The organism is Nocardia abscessus (assembly GCF_015477775.1).
Lineage (GTDB): Bacteria > Actinomycetota > Actinomycetes > Mycobacteriales > Mycobacteriaceae > Nocardia > Nocardia abscessus_A.
Window position 1 is genome coordinate 18,650 of sequence record NZ_JADLQO010000007.1, and the last position, 17,942, is coordinate 36,591.

A 17,942-nucleotide genomic window follows, 5' to 3' on the forward strand; every position below is an offset into this window, starting at 1 on the left:
CTCTCCCGAATCCGACCTTCTCAGCAGAGCCAATCGGGAGGGAATTCGAATGAAAAGGATTATTGGCACGGTTTTCGCGGCGATCTTGGTGACCGGTGCGGTCGCGGGATGCCAGAGCACCGCGACGCCATCGGCGACCGGACAGCCGACGCCAGGGACATCGGGCCCGGCCACCGCGTCCGCCACCGCCGCACCGACCGGCCCGGGCTCGACGCAGGACACGCCGGCGCAGGTGCCGCCGGTGACGCGCACGCAGGCCGACAACACCCCTGCCACCGCAGGCAAAGGCAGGTGCGTCGATCTGAACTCGGGCGTGGTCAACAGCGCGATCACCGCGATCGGCCCCTCGGTGGGCGGTGACCCGTACATCATCGACAGCGCCACCGACGCGCCGGTCGGCTCCTGCCCGCAGCTGCTCTGGGTGCTCGCGGCAACGCCGCGCGGCACGGCCAGCTCGCCCTACCATGTGCTGTTCTTCAACCACGACGGGTATCTCGGCACCGCGACGCTGAAGGCGACGTCGTACACGAGCGTGGTCGGCTCCTCCGACCGCGGTGTCCAGGTGCGCTATCGCTGGCTGACCGGCAGCGATGCCAACTGCTGCCCCTCGGGCGGTCCGGTGGTCATCACCTACACCCTCGGCTCGGACGGCCGCAAGATCACGCCGAACCCGTCCATCCCGGACGAAGTCGCCAACCCCGGCGCTCACCGCTAGGGCGTATCGAGCACGCCTAGCCGCACCACGGTGGTAACGCCGTTGTAATCGCCACACCGCAATCGCGTGTGAGCATGCAACGAAATCCACTACCACCGAAGGGAATACGGCTACGTGTGGCAGCTCTATCGAGCAGTACTCCGCACCGACGACCATCTCGTGCTCGGCTATGTGGACGCGGGCGCGAAGCTCATGGACCACGCCAGGATCGGCCACCACCTCGTCCAGGGGATCGAACGTCTGCTCACGACGCCCGCACGGGTCACTTGGGCCGGACGAGATGCGCCACGCACGCGGCGCGGCGAAAACCTCTATCGGACAGCGGGTTTCGTGGCCGCGCTGGTACCGCCGGAGCACGGCGCCGTCGGCAGGTACCTGCTCAATCACGACCTGCGGATCTTCGTGGACAAAGCGACCGTGCTGGAGAACGAGGCTCGGCACCGCATGCATCCGTTGCCCTTGCTCACCGCCGAACCCGCGCCGGACCACGGCCGGATCACCGGCGACCACACCGTCCTCGGTTCCTGGGCGCACGCCCTGATCTCGGTGCGCGACATCGTGCCGGAGGGATTCGAGCAACGGAAGTTCGACCTGGTGGAGCGCCCACGCTGAACGCAGATGCCGGTCGGACCACCGTCGCGCCCGGGTCGAGGTCGGCGCCGGGAAGCAGAGGACGTCTGCGTCGCGCGGCCCTCGATGAACGGGCGGCCACCGCGGTGCGCGGTGCCGATGTGGCGCGTCAGCGTTACGATCGCCCTGGGGCGGCCGCCGAGCCGGTGCGGTGTTCGGCCTCGGCGAGTTCCTTCAGCGTCAGCAGTTGCTTGCGCATCATGAACACGTCGCCGATCGCCATCGCCACCGCGACGAGTTTCGGTCCGCCGAAACGTATCCGGACCACAAGACGGGTTCCCGTGCCGTCGGGACGTACCGCGTAGGTGACGCACACGTTGCCCGCGAGCAGGGTGATATGCCCGCCGAGGACAAAGGACACCAGCTCGAACTGGGACATGAACCGCTGCCCCACTTCGAGTTCGGTGAGCTTCGGATCGCGCAGGCGCGGGCTGCGTTTGCCGAAGTGGTCCAGCAGGTCGTAGCTGTAGGGAGCGACGCGCAACTGGCACAACCAGGCGTAGACGAGAGCGGGCGGCGCGTCGATGCCGATCGCCCGATCGGCCTGGAACCCGCCGGGCTGCCGCTCGTCGCACGGCAGCGGCGCCTCGCGCTCGGCCTCGGTGGCGCCCCACACCGTCCCCGGGATCATGCCGCCGCCGCGATCCGGCGCAGCATCCGGCGCACCACCAATCGGTGACCGCCGGTCCCGATTACCAGCGCACGATAGACCCGGCCGTGCGGACCGGGAAAATCGCCATAGCTGCGCGCGCGGACCCGAGTCCGGCTCGGGCCCTCCTCGTCCAGTTCGAAGATCAGCGCGTATTTCGAGAACCAGTGCTGCCCGCGCAGCGCCAAGCGGCTCGGTTCCGCCACGGAATCGAAGACGAATCCGGTCGGCGCCTTGGGTTCGTGCGGGTCGCGGCACATGACTTTCAGGACCGCCTTCCACGCCCGATCGCGGTTCGCGTCGACGGATCTGGCATGCTCATCTATATAGGACAATCGCTCCATATAGAAGGAACGTACTAGTCGATGGCGCCACCCCGCAAGCACGACACCGACGTGATCCTCGACGCAGCGCGCACCCTGGTGCTCGCCGAGGGCCCTCGCGCGGCCAGCGTGTCGGCGATCGCCGAGGCCAGCGGCGCTCCGGTCGGCACCCTGTATCACCGTTTCGGCAACCGCAACGGTGTGCTCACCGCGGCTTGGCTGCGCGCGCTGCGCCGTTTCCAGGACGGCACCCTGGCCGCGGCCGAGGAACCGGACGCGATCGAGGCCGGCGTCGCGATGGTGCGAGCCGCCCTCCGGTTCGGGCGCGAAATCCCCGAGGATGCCAAGCTGCTGCTCAACCTGCGGCCCAGCGACCTGCTCGACGGCGGGCCCGATGCCGAGTTCCGGGCCACTCTGGCCACCATGAACGCGCCGTTGTTCGAGCATCTGCGCCGCATCGCGCGCGCTCTGTTCGGCCGGGACGGCGAGCGTGAGTTGGATGCGGTCAGCCGCGCGATCGTCGATCTGCCCTACGCGGCGCTGCGCCGCCACGTCTACGCTCCGGCGCTGCCCGGCTGGCTGGAGGACGACCTGACCGCCGCCGCCCGCGCCCTGCTGACCTCCTACCGTCTCTGACCGGGCCGGTATGCGGACGGCGGCTCAACCGGCGATCAGTGCGGGAGTGAGTTCGTCGAGGCCGGAGATGACCTTGGCCGCCAGCGCCAGTGCGTCGGAAGCGGGTGGGTATTCCGGGCGCGGCGCCGCGATCACCCGCATCCCCGCCGCGTGCGCCGAGCGCAGCCCGTTGCTCGAATCCTCTACGGCCACACAGTCGGACGGCTGCTTGCGCAGGAACGTCGCGACCGTCGAGTAGACGTCCGGCGCCGGCTTGCCCCGATCGACCTCCTCGGTGGAGAAGGTGACGGTGAAGTACTCGATCAGGCCCGTCCGCCCCAGCACCGTGTCGATGAGCGCGCGTGGCGACGAGCTGGCCAGCCCGAGCGGCCAGCGCTCGCTGATCCGCTGCACGGCGTCGACTGCGCCGGGCAGCAGCGGCACCGCCTCGTCGTAGCGCGCGGACATCCGCTCGATCACGTCCCGCGCGACGGTTCCCGGCGGCTCGCCCACACCGAGTTCACCACTCAGGTAGGCCGACCACTCACCGGTGCTCATGCCCATCAGCCGCTGCTGAGAGTCGGGCAGCCACCGTCCGCCCTTCTCCGCGACATAGCCGCGCCGCACCGATTCCCAGACCGGCTCGGAGTCGATCAGTACGCCGTCCATGTCGAAGACGACCGCGGTGATACCCATGCGCACAGAGCCTTTCGCCAGCCGAAAGCGGTCAGAGGTCGATCGTGGCCGGGTCGGACGTCCGGCCACCGGAACCGTGCCGGTGTCACCCACGAAGGGCGATCGCCGGTCGCGCACCAGCCTATGCTGTGCCGGCCCGCGACGGCGTCACGCGGCACCCGCCCGGCGAGCATTCCCCAGGCAACCGATAACTTGTTCTTATGAACGAACCGCAGGCCGACGACTCGCTGCCGAGCAAGGAGCACCACGAGGGCGGGTTCCGGCCGATGACCGAGCTGATCGCCGCGCACGAGGCCGCCAAGGACGACATCTCCCGCGGCGGGCCGCACTACGGGCAGTTCATCGAGCAGGTGCGCGGTCTGATGGACCGGGTCCGGCTGGCCTCGCCCTCCGACGAGCTGGCGGTGGACGCGATCGGCATCCTGAAGGAGCTCAACGACAAGCTCGACGCCGCCGCGGTGGACGAGTGGTCGACGCCCAACTGGACCCGCTTCGATCTGCCCGCCCGCGGCAACATCACCCTGCCGCCGTTCTTCATCGACCATGTCGATCGTCAGCAGGGCGTCGACGCGCGCCTGACCTTCCGCACCTTCCACCTCGGCGGCAACAGCGCCGCCCACGGCGGCCAGATCGCCATCGCCTTCGACGACCTGCTCGGCATGGCCGCGGCGGTGCACTCGGGCTCGGTGACCAGGACCGCGTCGCTCACCGTCGACTACCGCTCCATCACGCCGCTGAACACCGAGCTGAAGGTGCGCGCGTGGGCGGAACGACAGGAGGGGCGCAAGGTCTACGTGCGGGCCACCCTGCACGACGGCGACCGGCTGTGTGCTGAGGCGAACGGCTTGTTCATCGTGCTCAAGCCCGGGCAGCCCTGAGGCGGCGCGCCGAGCACGGTCCCGAATGGCATGCTGTGCACGACCGCACGGAATGTCATGTCGTCCAGGCGGATTCGCTTCGATCCGAGAAGCGCGGGTAGGCGGGACACACACCCGCAGGGGTCGACCGCGCGTGCACTCGATGCAAACTCGCTCGAAATGCCTTCGCGATAGTGATGTTCCGGTGCTCGCCGGTCCATACCTGCCGACCGGCGAGCACCGATTGATCACCGCCCCGGGAAATGCGCTTCCCGGTACGCGCCGAACCGGGCGTCCACCTGATCGGCGGTCAGGCCGAAATCGGCGAGGGTGTAGCGGTGCGCCGGACGCGCGGCGCCCGAAGTGCTCTCCGCGTGCAACGCGGTCATCGCCGCGCTCGCCTCGTCGGTCAGCGGCAGCCCGAAGTGCCGGTAGATCGACTCGACGGTGCCGATGGGGTCGGCGACGAACTCGTCGTAGTCGACATCGCAGAACTGCGCCGCGTCGTGGCGCTCACGGTCGGCGAGGAACCGCTCCGCGCCGCGCGCCCACAGATCCAGCTGCGTCGCGCCCACCACCGGACCGCGGAACTTCTCCGACCAGCCCGCCGACGCCTGCTCGTTCAAGCTGCACACCGACGCGATGATGGTGCGCGGATCGCGGTGCATCTGGATGACCAGCGCATCCGGATAGACCTCGAAAATGGCGTCCAATGCGAACAAGTGGCTGGGGTTCTTCAGCACCCACCGTTTGCCCGCGTCCGGCAACCCGATCAGCTGGAGATTGCGCCGGTGCCTGCGGTAGGCGGGCGTCCAATCCCGATCGCGCAACCACTCGGAATACGTGGGCAGGTAGGCCAGGCACTCGTAGGACACCGACATGGCCGACTGCCGCAGCAGCTGCCAGCACTCCTCCACCTGATCGGCCGAGATGTGGTGCACGCCCATGAATTCCGGGTGCTCCACGTGGTGCTTGTCGTAGGCGGCGGCCAGACGCTGGTAGACCGGATTGCTCGTCCAGGTCTCGCGCGGCGGGCGTGGCTGCGGCATCTCGGTCAGCCACATCTCCAGTCCCTGGTGCGCCGGGTCGGCGTTGAGCAGCCGGTGCACCGCCGTCGTGCCCGAGCGCGGCAGGCCGGTCACGAAGATCGGCCGTTCGACGGCCACGTCGGCGTGCTGCGGGAACTGCTGCCAGGCCGCCTCGCTGAGCAGCCGGGCGATCAGCGCGCCACGCAGGAAGGCGCGATTGACCTTGTTGCCGAAGGGCGTGAGTTCGGCGTCCCCGGCATAGGACTCGAGCAACACCTCGAGGCCCTCGCGATAGTCGTCGGTGCCGAAATCGTCCAGCCCGACCACCTTCGTCGCCGAGGTGTGCAGGTCGTCGATGGTCCCGACGTCGTCCCTACCGATCACGGTCATCTCCTAGTGGTGGTATTCGCCGGCGTTGACGTCCAGGCACGCGCCGGTGATCGCGCGCGCCATCGCGGACGCGAAGAACACGACCGCGTCGGCGATCTCGTCGGGTTCGGGCAGTTTGCGCAGGTCGGTGGTCTTCGCGGTCTCGGCGTAGACCTCCTCGGGGGTGATCCCCCGCTGCTGCGCCAAGTAGTTGAAGTACCACTTCAGGTTGTCGGCCCAGATGTAACCGGGCGCGACCGAATTCACCCGGATGCCCTTCGGCCCGAGTTCGGTGGCCAGGCTCTGCGCCAGCGCGAGCAGGCTGGCCTTCGCCATCTTGTACGGCCCGAACGTCCGCCGCGAGTGGCGCAGCACGGCGGAGTTGATCATCACCACCGAACCCTTCGTTTCGGCGAGGGCGGGCACGAAGAGCCTGGTCAGGCGCAACGCGGCCAGCACGTTCGTCTCGAAGCCCGCCCGCACCTGGTCCAGGTCGACGTCGGCGAGGTCGACGATGGGCGGGATGGCGAAGGCGTTGTTCACCAGCGTGTCGACCTTGCCGAACGCGCTGTGCGCGGCCTCCACCAGGGCGGCCGCCGCGGCCTCGTCGTTGATGTCGGTCGGCACGACCACCGCGCGCCTGCCGAGTTCGGTGATCTCCTCGGCCACCTCGGTCAGCCGTGACTCGGTCCGGGAGGCGAGCACCACGTCCGCGCCCGCTTTCGCGCTCCGCACGGCGATCGCGCGCCCCAGCCCCGGCCCCACGCCGGAGACCACGACCACCTTGTCCCGCAACAACATCAGCCCAGCATCCTTTCCGCGACGGCGACCTGCCGCGCCGCGATCCGGTCCCGCCACTGCTGCGGCGTGACGCGCGCCTGCTCGTAGAACGGCAAGCGAGCGGGCAGGTCGGCGACCGGCACCAGCTCCACGGTCGGCCCGTCGTCCGGTTTCATCTCCCGCGACAGCCGCTGCCAGCGGAACTGCAGGTATCCCCTGGCGTGCCCGGTGCGCTCGATCCAGTTGGCCAGACCGGGGTCGCGCTCGCTGACCACCAGCCGGATCACCCCGTCCGGATCCACGTGCGCCTGGTCGGCGGTGAGGCTGGTCTGGTGGTTGATGTAGTCCAGCGACAGGTACCACATGCTGCCGAGCTGGAAGCCCTGATAGGGGGCGTCGGATTTCGGCACCGTGATGATCATGGCCTGGTCGTCGTCCAGCTCGTAGTGACCGACCGAGGAGAACTGCGTGCTCAGCCCGCCCGGCGTCGGCCTTGGCTCGGTCAGCGTGTTCACCGGCAGGTTCAGGTAGAACCACTCCGGGAAGGCGAGGAAGGTCTGCAACCGCGACACCAGCATCTTGCCCGCTACGCCGTACCGCTTGGTCAGCACGTCCTTGGTCAGCGGCGGCGGCGCGTCACCGATCCGGTCGGCCCGCTGGATGCGGATCGTGCCCGCCTTCTCGGTCGCCCAATCGCTGTGGACCTCGCGAACCACGAGCATCGCCGCGTCGGCGCCCAGGTGCACGTAACCGGGACGCGCTTCGCCCGGCCCGAACCGTATCTCGTAGGAACCGTCCGGGCGGATGTCGAGCTCGCGGTCGTCGAAGGCGGTGAGGCTGTCGGGCACGTCCACCGGCGAATAGTTGCCGTTGAGCACCTGGAAGCTCAGGTCGCGGGTGGTGCCGCGCGTGCCGGTCACCACGTATTCCGCGTCCGGCCGCAGATAGGAGTGGAAGTAGAGGGTGTCGGGGTTGTCCAGGCCCATCTTGGTGTAGGGACCGGTGGACATCACGAAGAACGGGAAGTCCCGCTCGTAGGCCCAGGCCATCTGCAACGACGCGCGGATGCTGCCCGCCAGGTAGTCGTAGCCCTCGACGAGGTCCTGTTCGGTGCGGATGTGCGCGGCTCCGGTGATGATCTGCTCGGCGGCGGCGATGGCGTCCGCGAACGGCTGTGTCAGCAAGAGGCTCTCTCCGGTGTTCCAAATATGTACCACTCTGGTACATTTCAATTAAGGAAAGATTAGAACGTGTTCTAGGAGTGGTCAATGGTCTCGAGGGTCGGCCGTCGGTCCGCGCCCACCGCACGAGTGGTTCAGGTCCTGGATTTCTTCGTCGAACAGCGCGGGAAACGCTTCGGACTCTCCGAGCTCGCCCGCGAGCTCGATCTGGCCAAACCGACCTGCCTGGGCATCCTCACCGAGCTGACCTCGGGCGGCTACCTGATGCGCGACGCCGACACCCGCACCTACGGGCTCGGACCGGCGCTGATCGCGGCTGGGCGGGTGGCGCAGGACAGCTTCGCCATCTCCGCGCTCGCCCGCGTCGAGCTGGAGAAACTCTCCACGCAGTACCACACGACCTGCACGGCGTCGGCCGTCGTCGGCGAGCAGATCATGGTGCTGGAGAGCACCGGACCAGGCCTGGTGAAGGTGGGCGCGGCCTACCACTTCGCGCCGCCGGTCGGCCTGATGTACGTGCTCTGGGACACCGACGCGGCGTTCGACGCCTGGCTCGCCAAGCCGCCCGCAGTGCCGCTGCGCCAGGACGAAGCGCGCTTGCGCCAGGTGCTCGCCGAATGCCGTGAGCGCGGATTCCTGGTGGAGAGCATGACCACGGCCGGGCGGCGGCTGTACTCGCTGCTGGCCGGAGTCGCCGACCGCGATCTACCTCCCGAGCTGCGCGAACTGGTCGGCGAGCTGGTGACCAGCCTCGGCGAGCGGGTATATCTGGGCTCGGACCTGCGGCCGCGCAAAGAACACGCGGTGAGCCTGCTCGCCGCCCCGACCTACGACGGCGACGGCAGGCAGAACATGGTGCTCACGATGTACGTCGGCCGCTCCATCACCGGTGCCGAGATCGCCCGCCGCGGCAGCGCGCTGGTCGCCGCCGCCGACGCGGTGACGGCGAACTCCGGGGGGCACAAACCATTGACCGACAACCGAAACGTGTTCTAGTTTTGCGGTGTGAGCCAGTACGCGAAGTCGACGGCGAGCACCTACGAGCTGCCCCATCTGGACGCACTCGAGGCCGAGTCGGCGCATATATTCCGTGAAGTGGCAGCGACATTCGAGCGCCCGGTGTTGCTGTTCTCCGGCGGCAAGGACTCGGTGGTGATGCTGCACCTGGCGGCGAAGGCCTTCTGGCCCGCGCCGCTGCCGTTCCCGGTGCTGCACATCGACACCGGGCACAATTTCGACGAGGTGATCGCCTACCGCGACGAGACGGTGGCGCGCCTGAGCCTGCGCCTGGTCGTCGGGCAGGTCCAGGACGACATCGATGCGGGTCGGGTGGTCGAGGAAACCGGGCCACGCGCCTCCCGCAACCGGTTGCAGACGACGACGCTGCTGCGCTCGATCCAGGAAGGGGCCTTCGACGCGGTCTTCGGCGGCGCGCGGCGCGACGAGGAGAAGGCCCGCGCCAAGGAACGGGTGTTCAGCTTCCGCGACGAGTACGGCCAGTGGGACCCGCGCAGGCAACGCCCCGAGCTGTGGAACCTCTACAACGGCAGGCACCGGCCCGGCGAGCACATCCGGGTGTTCCCGCTGTCGAACTGGACCGAGCTGGACATCTGGAGCTACATCGCCGCCGAGGGCATCGAACTGCCCCCGCTCTACTACGCGCACCGCAGGCCGGTGGTGCAGCGCGACGGAATGCTGTTGGCGCACACCCGCTTTCTCCACCTGCTCGACGGCGAGCAGCCCTACGAGGCCACCGTGCGTTTCCGCACGGTCGGCGACGCGACGTGCACCGGCTGCGTCGAATCCACGGCAGCCACACCCGCGGAGGTGGTCGCCGAGGTCGCCGCGGCGCGGGTCACCGAGCGCGGCGCCACCCGCGCCGACGACCGCATCTCCGAGGCAGGCATGGAAGACCGCAAACGCGAAGGCTACTTCTGATGACGACCACACTGTTGCGCCTGGCTACCGCGGGCAGCGTCGACGACGGCAAGTCGACGCTGATCGGCAGGCTGCTGTTCGACTCCAAGACGCTGTTCACCGATCAGCTCGCCGCGGTGGAGCGCACCAGCCGCGACCGCGGCGACGACTATCCCAACCTGGCCCTGCTCACCGACGGTCTGCGCGCCGAACGCGAACAGGGCATCACCATCGACGTGGCACATCGCTATTTCGCCACGCCCAGAAGGAAATTCATCATCGCGGACACGCCGGGGCACGTGCAGTACACCCGGAACATGGTGACCGGCGCTTCCACCGCCGACCTGGCGCTGATCCTGGTGGACGCCCGCAAGGGCGTGGTGGAGCAGACCCGGCGGCACGCGTTCCTGGCCGGCCTGCTCGGCATTCCGCACCTGGTGCTGTGCGTGAACAAGATGGACCTGGTGGACTGGTCGCAGGAGCGGTTCGAGGAGGTCCGGGAGGAGTTCGCGCGGTGGGCCTCCAAACTGGACGTCTCCGACCTGACCTTCGTGCCGGTGTCGGCGCTGCACGGCGACAACATCGTGCACCGTGGGGCGAGCATGCCGTGGTACGAGGGCACTCCCCTGCTGCACCATCTGGAAGAGGTGCACATCGCCTCCGACCGCAACCTGATCGACTCGCGTTTCCCGGTGCAGTACGTCACCCGCAACCACGCGCAGGACTTCCGCGGTTACGCGGGCACCGTCGCGGGCGGGGTCTTCAAACCCGGCGACGAAGTGGCGGTGCTGCCGTCGGGCTTCACCACCACGGTGGAGGCGATCTGGGGTCCGGGCGGAGTGCCGGTCGCGGAGGCTTTCCCGCCGCAGGCGGTCACCATTCAGCTCGCCGACGAGTTGGACATCTCCCGCGGTGACCTGATCTGCCGTCCGAACAATCGCCCGACCGCAGGCCGTGATCTCGACGCGATGGTGTGCTGGTTCGCCGAGGACACTCAGCTGACCCCTGGCGCGACCTACACCCTCCGGCACACCACACGCGCGGCCACTGCCGAGGTGCGCTCCTTGGACTACCGGCTGGACGTCAACACCCTGCACCGCGACGAGCACGCGCAGTCGTTGTCGCTCAACGAGATCGGCCGCGTCCAACTGCGCACCCGACAGCCCCTGCTGTTCGACCCGTACCGCCGCAACCGCGCCACCGGCAGTTTCATCCTCGTCGACGACACCACCAACAACACCGTCGCCGCGGGCATGATCACCGGCCCGAGCCTGCCCTCCTCGCGGGTGGTCTGGCACTCCACCGCCGTCGAACGCGACGAGCGCGCCACCCGCGGCCTGACGGTCTGGCTGACCGGCCTGTCCGGCTCCGGAAAGTCCACCGTCGCCGTGGAATTGGAGCGCAGATTGGTGGCCGCGGGCCGCCCGGCATTCCTCCTCGACGGCGACAACCTGCGCCACGGCCTCAACTCGGATCTCGGCTTCAGCGCGGCCGACCGGGAAGAGAACGTCCGCCGCGTCGGCGAAGTGGCGAAACTGTTCGCCGACGCCGGTGTAGTCGCGGTGGTTTCGCTGATCAGCCCGTACCGTGCCGACCGTGACCGCGTCCGCGCCGCACACGAGGCGGCGGGCATCCCGTTCCTGGAAGTGTTCGTCGACACGCCCCTGGCGGTCTGCGAGGCCCGCGACCCCAAGGGCATGTACGCCAAGGCCCGCGCGGGTGAGATCCGCGGCTTCACCGGCATCGACGACCCGTACGAAGCGCCGACCGAAGCCGAGATCGTCCTGCGGCCCGACCACGGCGACCCCACGTCGATGGCCGCGACGATCATCGCGCGACTGAACCGGTTGGAGTGATCCGGTATCGGCGCTGGGTAGCGCGGGCGGGCTCGCGGGACGCATCCGAAAACTGAAGTCGACCTCGGTGATGCGTCCCGCTCGGGACCAGAGGGCGGGGAAGCACGGACCGAGCGACCATGTCATCTGCGTGGCCGGTAGTGATGCCGAGTCTCGTGCTGAGCCGGTCACCGCGAACGGTGTAGCCAAACTCCGCGTGGCCCGCCTCCGCGCGAGGCGACCTCACATAGGCGACAAGTCGGCGCCGACCCGGCCGACGCGGTCACGTCGCAGGTCGTGCGCTGATTCAGTGCACTATGTCCGTACTCGCAACGACATACCGCATGCGGTCAGTGTTGTGTGGCTCCCATTCGAGGTCGACGACCGTCGCGTCACCGACCTGTTCGACGAGATGCACGCCGATCTCCACCGGCACTGGATAGGCCGGATTCGAGCCCAAGTCGTCGGGTGCGCCGAAGATCCACACCTTGTCGATCAAGCTGTGCGTCACACCGTCGGCATCGGTGAACTCGACCTCGATGACGCCCGGCTGAGTATCCGACACCCGACGCCACCTCCATCAGTTCCCTGTGACCATCGTCCAACAGTGGATCTCGGATGACGTCATTATTCGCTGGTCGTGATCGTGTCATCTTGGCAGGATCGCATCGTGGTCCCTATTTCCGATGTTTCCGCGCTCGAAGCGTGGCTTGAAGAGCGCCGCGGCTTCGAGGACGGCCACCTGGCACGGGTTGCGCAGTCACCCGACGGTGCGGTCACCCTCGAGTTCGAAGAGTATGTCGAGTGGGGACCGCGGCCGGGAGATGTCTCGACGATCGATGTGTACGAACTGGTGGCCGACGCTCCGGTCGAGTTCGAGGCATCCGCCGCGCCTGGTCCCGACCACTACCTGCAAGGGGTCGAAACCGCCGACCTCGGTGGGCTTCTGGTCATTCACATCCACATCGACCTTGGGCGGATTCGACTGGTCGTCGACGAGGTGCGGGTTCGACATGTCGCGACGGTGCGGCGCCGCACCGAGCCGTGGGTGTCAGACGAGTTCACTGTCATGGCCGATGCCCGGCACGATGATCGGTTCTGGTCCACTCAGGTCAGCGAGGTGCTGGGAACGCGGGTCGTGTGGAGGGTCCTCGGTGGTCGTACACCACGGGAAGCAGGGCTGGACACAGACGGGTGTTTCTTACAGACCCCGCCTCGATTAGCGGAGATGGACCACGGTGTCTTCTGTCTGCGCCACCCCACCGGCCGAGTAACCATGCGCCGCTACGGTGACGACGACGCGGACCTGTGGCGGGCGGTCCAACTGGTCGCAGCCGACTTCGACAGGATCGAATCGGGCAACTGCGTCTTCGACTCAGCCGACTGGGTGTCCTACCTGACCACGAACCAGTTCCCGCTTGACGAACGGTTGCGAGACATTCGGCCGACCTGAGCCATCGAAGCGGCCCGACTCGCGTCGGTGTACGAACAGGCCCGGATCCGATACACGCTCATGCCGCTTACTGCGCGGGGCACACAGGTGCACTCGCGCGTACGCCGGTTAAGAGTCGCGGCGTTTCGAGAACTCACACAGCTCGGCCGAATACTTCATCCTCGATGACACGACTTCATCCTCCTCGAGGACGAAGTCCGGATTGTCGGGAACCCTGGATCATCGAGTGAGGATGTATCCGTCGTCTGGCCGGTGATCGCGGGAGCGGCGCAGGTCGGCGATGGCGAACGTGCGTTGCAACCAGCGGTCCGCGCCGTCGTAGCGAGGTCGGAATGCGGTGCGGCCGTGGACGGTGACTCGGTTGTCGAGAATGGCCAGGTCGCCGGGTGTCAGCACCGTGGTGCGGGAGACAGCGTCGCAGGCTAGGCCGAATTCGTTCAGCGCTGCCTCGGCGCGCGGCGTCAGCGCGGTCGTCGCGATCGTGGCCATCCGGATGTCGGGGTCGTCGATAGCGCCGGACAGCAGCGGCTGCGGCGAGCGCGCGGCGTTGTCCGAGGGGAAAGAGGGCGGCGGTGCGGTGATGAATTCTGGTGCGAACAGCGTTTCCCGGGCCCCTGTGCTGAGCAGGGGCAGTGCTCGACGAATACAGGCGGTACGCAGACCGGCGACCCGGTCGTGGTCGCCACGAAGGCACAGCAGCAGCACATAGTCGGGTTCATGCAGGTGGAAAGCGTTCTCGTTGTGGAAGGTCAGCAACACCGAACCGGCGTTGCCCGAGAATGATTCCTTGCCTCGCACCGGTACGACGTCCTGCACGAGAGCCCCGGACTTCTCGGCCAGATAGGCGATCGGGTCACCGAGTCCGCAGGCGATCATGGTGAGTACGGCAGCGGAGACGACCGCCGCACGCTGCACCGAATCCGGTGTCGAGGGTGTGGCGGGCAGCATCGTCTCGTCAACCGGCAGGCCGTGGATCACCAGTGACCCGAGCGGTCCCGAGTGTCGGCGGAACTGCCGAACACCGCGACGCAGCCTCAGCGGTAACGCATCCCAGCAATGACGGGCCCGCGCGACCCACGCAGGGTCGTCCACCCGGTCCTGATCTCCCGTGCACAAGGTACGAGCGAGTCGGTCGATCTCGGTTGTGTCAGTTGGGTTCAACTCCAGGTCTGCGAAGTCGACGGTGTCAACGATTTCGTGCATCGACGCTCTCTCCCGGTTCAGCACATCAGCGGCAGGGCAACTGTTCACAGATCGAGGTGGCGCAGCACGTCGGAGTGTTATCCGTGCCGTAGGGCTGACACGGCGTCGGCGACGTAGTGGTCCCCGAATCGGATCAACGGTGCGTACTGGGCAGCCCGCCGATGCCGCATCAGCCGGAGTTCGCCGACAGCGTTTTCCGGGCCGGTCGCCGTCTGCGCGATGGAGCGGCGTAGTCGGACCATCGAATAGGCAAGGGTGACATGGCGTTCGCTGTCGATGAGGTCCGCCTCGAGCAGCGCGTCCCTGGCATAGGCGAGTTCCGGATCGCGCGCAACCAACCGCTCGTAGGTGTCGGGCACAGCTTTGAGGAGGTCTTTCATCGCGGCGCGGAACGTCTTGTAGCCCCGGTGCTGTCGGCCACTCAGCGGGGTCGCAACCTCTGGCGGCTGCATGGTGGGGCGGACGGTCGCCAAATAGTAGTCCACCGGAATCGTGCTGGCGTGAATCATCGCCGCGGGAAAACCCCGCACGTAGGTGGTCGCGTGTTCGAGCCGTGCCAGCGCAGCATCACCCGCACCGTGGCGCAGATGATGCGCGGCGTCGGTCACCGCGACCGCGGCGCAGATGTTGAACAGAACGTGGACCTGGTGCCCGATGAGCCATCGGGCTGTCCACTCGTCCTCCAACGAAACTCCGTCAGGTATCTCGGGAATGGTCACGACGTCAAGGGACTGTCCGTCGTCCCCTGCGGCGCCGGTAAGGTCGAGTACGGCCTGCCGCATACCCGCGACCTCCACCGCCAAATCGGCACCCGACAGCGGGGCGCTGCAAAGGTCCCGCACACCTCGATGGATGACCAGAACGCCGTGCAGGGCTGCCTGCTGATCGGACAAGTCCACCTCACGGACTCGGAAAAACGACTGACTCACCGACTCGGCAGGCAAATCCTCGCCAACCACCGGCCCGGCCTCCGCCGCGATAGCGCCGACCAACCTGTCGGCCGCAGCAGCTGCCCGCTGTAGCGCTGCGGTGCGCTCGACCGGACCGGCATGGGTCGGGACCGCGGCCAATGCCACCGCAGTCCGTTGCGCCTCAGCCTGTATCCGGGCGTTGAGATTCGGGGCGGTCCCCCCGACCCCAGGTCCACGGACAACAGCCACCGGTGGGTGCGGGACCGCCGCCGAGGTACGCATACCGCCAGAATATCCCAGGGCAAGATCTCCATGCGGGTGTTCGACCGCCGCCATGGCAACGAATTCCGTTGTCCGGTCACGAATCTTGATGCGGGCCGTTCCTGATCGGCAGTGAACCGAATTCGGCGACGAGAGCTAGTAGCTCAACGGCGGTTCGCCGGAGGGAGTTCGGCGACGTGACCCTCTCCGTGCGGGCCAGCGGCGTTCAGCATCGACGTCGCCTCATGCCTGTGGGCGCGCGGTTCGGTTGGCCACCAGTTGATCTCGCGAACGCGCCCACATGCCGATTTTCGGGCGCGAACACGGTGATCGACTCCGTGTGCAACGGGTCTTCACCACATCAGAAAGATCGCCTCCAGGCCCACGACGTAGCCGATGGCCACCGCGGCCACACCACCGAGCACCACCACAAGCCAGGACTTGCCGCGCCACCGAAGTGTCACCACCACGAGGGTGGTGAGCACGAGAATTCCGATGAGCAAAGCTATGGCAGGTGCGTGATTGGACTCCACGCTGATCGAATCGGATCTTAGGGAGTCGATGTTTCACCGAGCTGGGCTGCCAGGAGATCATGGCCAAACTGGCTATACCCCAGCCGAGGTGTGCGCTCATGCCGCTGAGCGCGCGGTCGCGAACGTCCGCATCTGCCGAGAAGCGGATGGCGGTAGGCTGCCCGCGACCCCGGATCGTCACGGTGTGCTGTCAGGAAAGGCGCGCATATCTGCCGCCATCATCGATATGACGGTCGGGGTGGTGAAGCGCATAAGTTTGAACGTCAACGCCGGCTTCGTGGATCGGCTATCCCCTCCACAGTCGATACACGAAGCCGGCTTCCGGTGACATCTCCGTAATCGGTTCGGATACGAGCGTAGAGCGATAGGATCCGATTGTAAAGCGCTAGATCTCTAGCCTGTGCGCTCGGATCCTTTACTGCCGGATACCATGCTTGCACGGGGACGGGCCGAATCAGGAGGTTGGTGGCACAGGTCGTGTCTGACGACGGAGATGACTTCAGCGGTGAGCCGACGGAAGACGCCGGTCCCATCGCGCGACACCTCAATCGGGTGATCGCCGCTGCCCAGCACCGGGATGCACGGGCCTACTCCAATAAAGACATCGCCGAGCGCTCGACCGCGCTCGGCTATCCCCTCAGTCCGGCCCAGGTCTCGCATATCCGGCTCGGACGTGTCCGCAATCCCAGTTTCCGCACCATCGAGGGGATTTCCGTCGCACTGGGCGTGGACGTGCGCGAATTCCTGGACGGCGCCGCCGCGCACCAGGCCGGTGTCGAATCGCGGCTGGCCACGGAACTGTCCGAGGCGGGCGTGGAGGCCATCGGCTTCCGCCTGTCCGAACTCAGCACACTGAACGAACTCGGCAGGTCGACCTTCGGCACCATAGTCGGCAACATCCTGCGCGATCTCCAGCAGCACGAACTCTATCGCCGACCAGCCGTTACGGGAGATGACGAGGAGACCTCCGATGCCTCGGAGTGAGCCCCTCCGACTCGAATCAGAGTTGCAGATCCGTCGCTGAAACTCGCGGAGCAGGGCCCGGGCGATAGGTCGCTTGCGCTATCGGGCGACGAGCTTCCGTGTAGGACGCCAACGCCGCGGCAATGGAGTTCGCGCTGCGCAGCGTCTTCGCCAAGACGATCGCGTCCTCGATGGCGGACGTCGCGCCCCGTCCCGCCGCCGGTGACACGGCATGCGCCGCATCGCCGATCAGGACGGTGTCCGCATTGTGCCAGTTCCCCTCGGGTTCCAGTTCGTACAGCGCGATCGGTGCGCTGACCTCCGAAAGCTCCAGCACCTCGGCCACCGGGGTGGCAAGCAGCGCCTCGAGGAACACGTCAGGGTCGACCGCCGCGGGCGCGACGTGTCGCCTGCTGAACCAGAACGATCCGTCGCGGGTGTCCCCCACGTATCCCGCTACCCCCTCCGGGTGCGACCAGAAGTGCAGCACGTTCGTCGGTAGCCCACGCACCGGAACCGGGCAGTGCCCGTACCTGATGGCTTGTCCCGTATACGTGGGCTCGCGGGGATCGCCGAGCATGCGCCGAGTGGCCGAACGAGCACCGTCCGCGCCGACCAGCAGATCACCCGTGCGTTTGCCGGGATCGGCCCGAGTTCCGTAGTCGCACGGAATATTCCTTTGTTCCAGGCCTTCTCGCAACAGTGCCAGCAGATCCTTGCGCCACACGTGGGTACTGGACCAGCGATGACCGGGCTCGGTCCGGGCGAAGGATCCGGTCCGCCCGGTGAGCGTGTCGACCGTGCTGACGCCGACTACCGGAAATCCGGCCGCCCTGACCTTCTCGCCCAACCCGATCTGATCGAGCGCGGTCGACGCCGCGGGGCCGAGGGTGACCCACCCGCCCACTTCGGCAGTGCGCGCCGAGGTCTCGTAGACCTGAACGCGGGCACCGACTTTCGCCATCGCCAGAGCGGCACATGCCCCTCCGATACCGCAACCGATGACCTCCGCTCGAAACATCT

At 67.4% G+C, this 17,942-nt stretch carries 20 protein-coding genes; 9 read left to right on the forward strand and 11 right to left on the reverse strand.

The features are described from left to right. Positions 1-49 precede the first annotated feature (49 nt). Entirely contained in the window at positions 50-715 is a 666-nt protein-coding gene (locus IU450_RS19095) for an LppP/LprE family lipoprotein (RefSeq protein WP_195151115.1), read from the forward strand. A 114-nt stretch (positions 716-829) separates the two neighbouring features. Next, complete coding sequence (locus tag IU450_RS19100) at positions 830-1,327, forward strand: hypothetical protein (RefSeq protein ID WP_195151116.1); 498 nt, start codon at positions 830-832, stop codon at positions 1,325-1,327. Between the two features lie 133 nt (positions 1,328-1,460). Here the strand turns inward: IU450_RS19100 and IU450_RS19105 are convergent, their stop codons facing one another. Then, positions 1,461-1,976 (reverse strand): hypothetical protein, encoded by a 516-nt coding sequence (locus tag IU450_RS19105; RefSeq protein WP_195151117.1) that lies wholly within the window; start codon positions 1,974-1,976, stop codon positions 1,461-1,463. Beyond that, positions 1,973-2,338: a hypothetical protein gene (locus IU450_RS19110; RefSeq protein ID WP_195151118.1), complete on the reverse strand. Its 366-nt coding sequence runs from the start codon at positions 2,336-2,338 to the stop codon at positions 1,973-1,975. The genes IU450_RS19105 and IU450_RS19110 overlap by 4 nt, the downstream gene beginning before the upstream one ends. A 21-nt stretch (positions 2,339-2,359) precedes the next feature. Between IU450_RS19110 and IU450_RS19115 the strand changes: the two genes are divergently transcribed. Beyond that, positions 2,360-2,953 carry a TetR/AcrR family transcriptional regulator gene (locus IU450_RS19115; RefSeq protein ID WP_195151119.1) on the forward strand — a complete coding sequence of 198 codons (594 nt, stop codon included), beginning with the start codon at positions 2,360-2,362 and terminating at the stop codon, positions 2,951-2,953. Between the two features lie 24 nt (positions 2,954-2,977). On the opposite strand, the gene IU450_RS19120 is transcribed toward IU450_RS19115, so the two are convergent. Further along, the gene (locus tag IU450_RS19120; protein WP_195151120.1) at positions 2,978-3,628 is read right to left on the reverse strand and encodes an HAD family hydrolase; all 651 of its coding nucleotides are present in this window, start codon (positions 3,626-3,628) and stop codon (positions 2,978-2,980) included. Positions 3,629-3,828: 200 nt separating this feature from the next. On the opposite strand from IU450_RS19120, the gene IU450_RS19125 reads away from it, so the two are divergent. After that, complete coding sequence (locus tag IU450_RS19125; RefSeq protein WP_195151121.1) at positions 3,829-4,506, forward strand: PaaI family thioesterase; 678 nt, start codon at positions 3,829-3,831, stop codon at positions 4,504-4,506. 227 nt (positions 4,507-4,733) lie between these two features. Here the strand turns inward: IU450_RS19125 and IU450_RS19130 are convergent, their stop codons facing one another. The 3 genes from IU450_RS19130 to IU450_RS19140 are packed head-to-tail and all read right to left on the reverse strand — an operon-like array spanning position 4,734 to position 7,846. After that, positions 4,734-5,897: a sulfotransferase gene (locus IU450_RS19130; RefSeq protein ID WP_324197728.1), complete on the reverse strand. Its 1,164-nt coding sequence runs from the start codon at positions 5,895-5,897 to the stop codon at positions 4,734-4,736. Between the two features lie 9 nt (positions 5,898-5,906). Next, positions 5,907-6,683: an SDR family oxidoreductase gene (locus IU450_RS19135; protein ID WP_195151123.1), complete on the reverse strand. Its 777-nt coding sequence runs from the start codon at positions 6,681-6,683 to the stop codon at positions 5,907-5,909. Continuing rightward, positions 6,683-7,846 (reverse strand): hypothetical protein, encoded by a 1,164-nt coding sequence (locus IU450_RS19140; RefSeq protein ID WP_195151124.1) that lies wholly within the window; start codon positions 7,844-7,846, stop codon positions 6,683-6,685. The genes IU450_RS19135 and IU450_RS19140 overlap by 1 nt, the downstream gene beginning before the upstream one ends. Positions 7,847-7,930: 84 nt before the next feature. Between IU450_RS19140 and IU450_RS19145 the strand changes: the two genes are divergently transcribed. Genes IU450_RS19145 through cysC form a run of 3 tightly spaced genes read left to right on the forward strand, consistent with a single transcriptional unit; the run spans position 7,931 to position 11,616 of the window. Next, positions 7,931-8,839, forward strand: coding sequence for a helix-turn-helix domain-containing protein (locus IU450_RS19145; RefSeq protein WP_195151125.1), 909 nt, complete (start codon positions 7,931-7,933; stop codon positions 8,837-8,839). Between the two features lie 9 nt (positions 8,840-8,848). Further along, positions 8,849-9,781, forward strand: coding sequence for a sulfate adenylyltransferase subunit CysD (cysD, locus tag IU450_RS19150; protein ID WP_195151126.1), 933 nt, complete (start codon positions 8,849-8,851; stop codon positions 9,779-9,781). Further along, a complete protein-coding gene (cysC, locus tag IU450_RS19155; protein WP_195151127.1) occupies positions 9,781-11,616 on the forward strand; it encodes an adenylyl-sulfate kinase in 1,836 nt (611 codons plus the stop codon). Before cysD ends, cysC begins: the two co-directional genes overlap by 1 nt. Before the next feature lie 286 nt (positions 11,617-11,902). Here cysC and IU450_RS19160 read toward each other — a convergent pair whose 3' ends face one another. Continuing rightward, positions 11,903-12,160 carry a hypothetical protein gene (locus IU450_RS19160; RefSeq protein WP_195151128.1) on the reverse strand — a complete coding sequence of 86 codons (258 nt, stop codon included), beginning with the start codon at positions 12,158-12,160 and terminating at the stop codon, positions 11,903-11,905. Between the two features lie 105 nt (positions 12,161-12,265). On the opposite strand from IU450_RS19160, the gene IU450_RS19165 reads away from it, so the two are divergent. Then, on the forward strand, positions 12,266-13,048 hold the full coding sequence (locus tag IU450_RS19165; RefSeq protein ID WP_195151129.1) for a hypothetical protein: 783 nt from the start codon (positions 12,266-12,268) through the stop codon (positions 13,046-13,048). 219 nt (positions 13,049-13,267) lie between these two features. On the opposite strand, the gene IU450_RS40950 is transcribed toward IU450_RS19165, so the two are convergent. The 3 genes from IU450_RS40950 to IU450_RS19180 form a co-directional block, all read right to left on the reverse strand. Beyond that, positions 13,268-14,026, reverse strand: coding sequence for a TauD/TfdA family dioxygenase (locus IU450_RS40950; RefSeq protein WP_324197729.1), 759 nt, complete (start codon positions 14,024-14,026; stop codon positions 13,268-13,270). A gap of 302 nt (positions 14,027-14,328) precedes the next feature. After that, complete coding sequence (locus IU450_RS19175; protein WP_228834822.1) at positions 14,329-15,150, reverse strand: hypothetical protein; 822 nt, start codon at positions 15,148-15,150, stop codon at positions 14,329-14,331. A 626-nt stretch (positions 15,151-15,776) separates the two neighbouring features. Next, positions 15,777-15,956, reverse strand: coding sequence for a hypothetical protein (locus IU450_RS19180; RefSeq protein ID WP_195151132.1), 180 nt, complete (start codon positions 15,954-15,956; stop codon positions 15,777-15,779). A gap of 477 nt (positions 15,957-16,433) precedes the next feature. Here IU450_RS19180 and IU450_RS19185 point away from each other — a divergent pair, with 477 nt between their 5' ends. Beyond that, a complete protein-coding gene (locus IU450_RS19185) occupies positions 16,434-16,940 on the forward strand; it encodes a helix-turn-helix domain-containing protein (RefSeq protein WP_195151133.1) in 507 nt (168 codons plus the stop codon). 16 nt (positions 16,941-16,956) lie between these two features. Here IU450_RS19185 and IU450_RS19190 read toward each other — a convergent pair whose 3' ends face one another. Further along, on the reverse strand, positions 16,957-17,940 hold the full coding sequence (locus IU450_RS19190) for an FAD-dependent oxidoreductase (RefSeq protein ID WP_195151134.1): 984 nt from the start codon (positions 17,938-17,940) through the stop codon (positions 16,957-16,959). Positions 17,941-17,942: the final 2 nt, after the last annotated feature.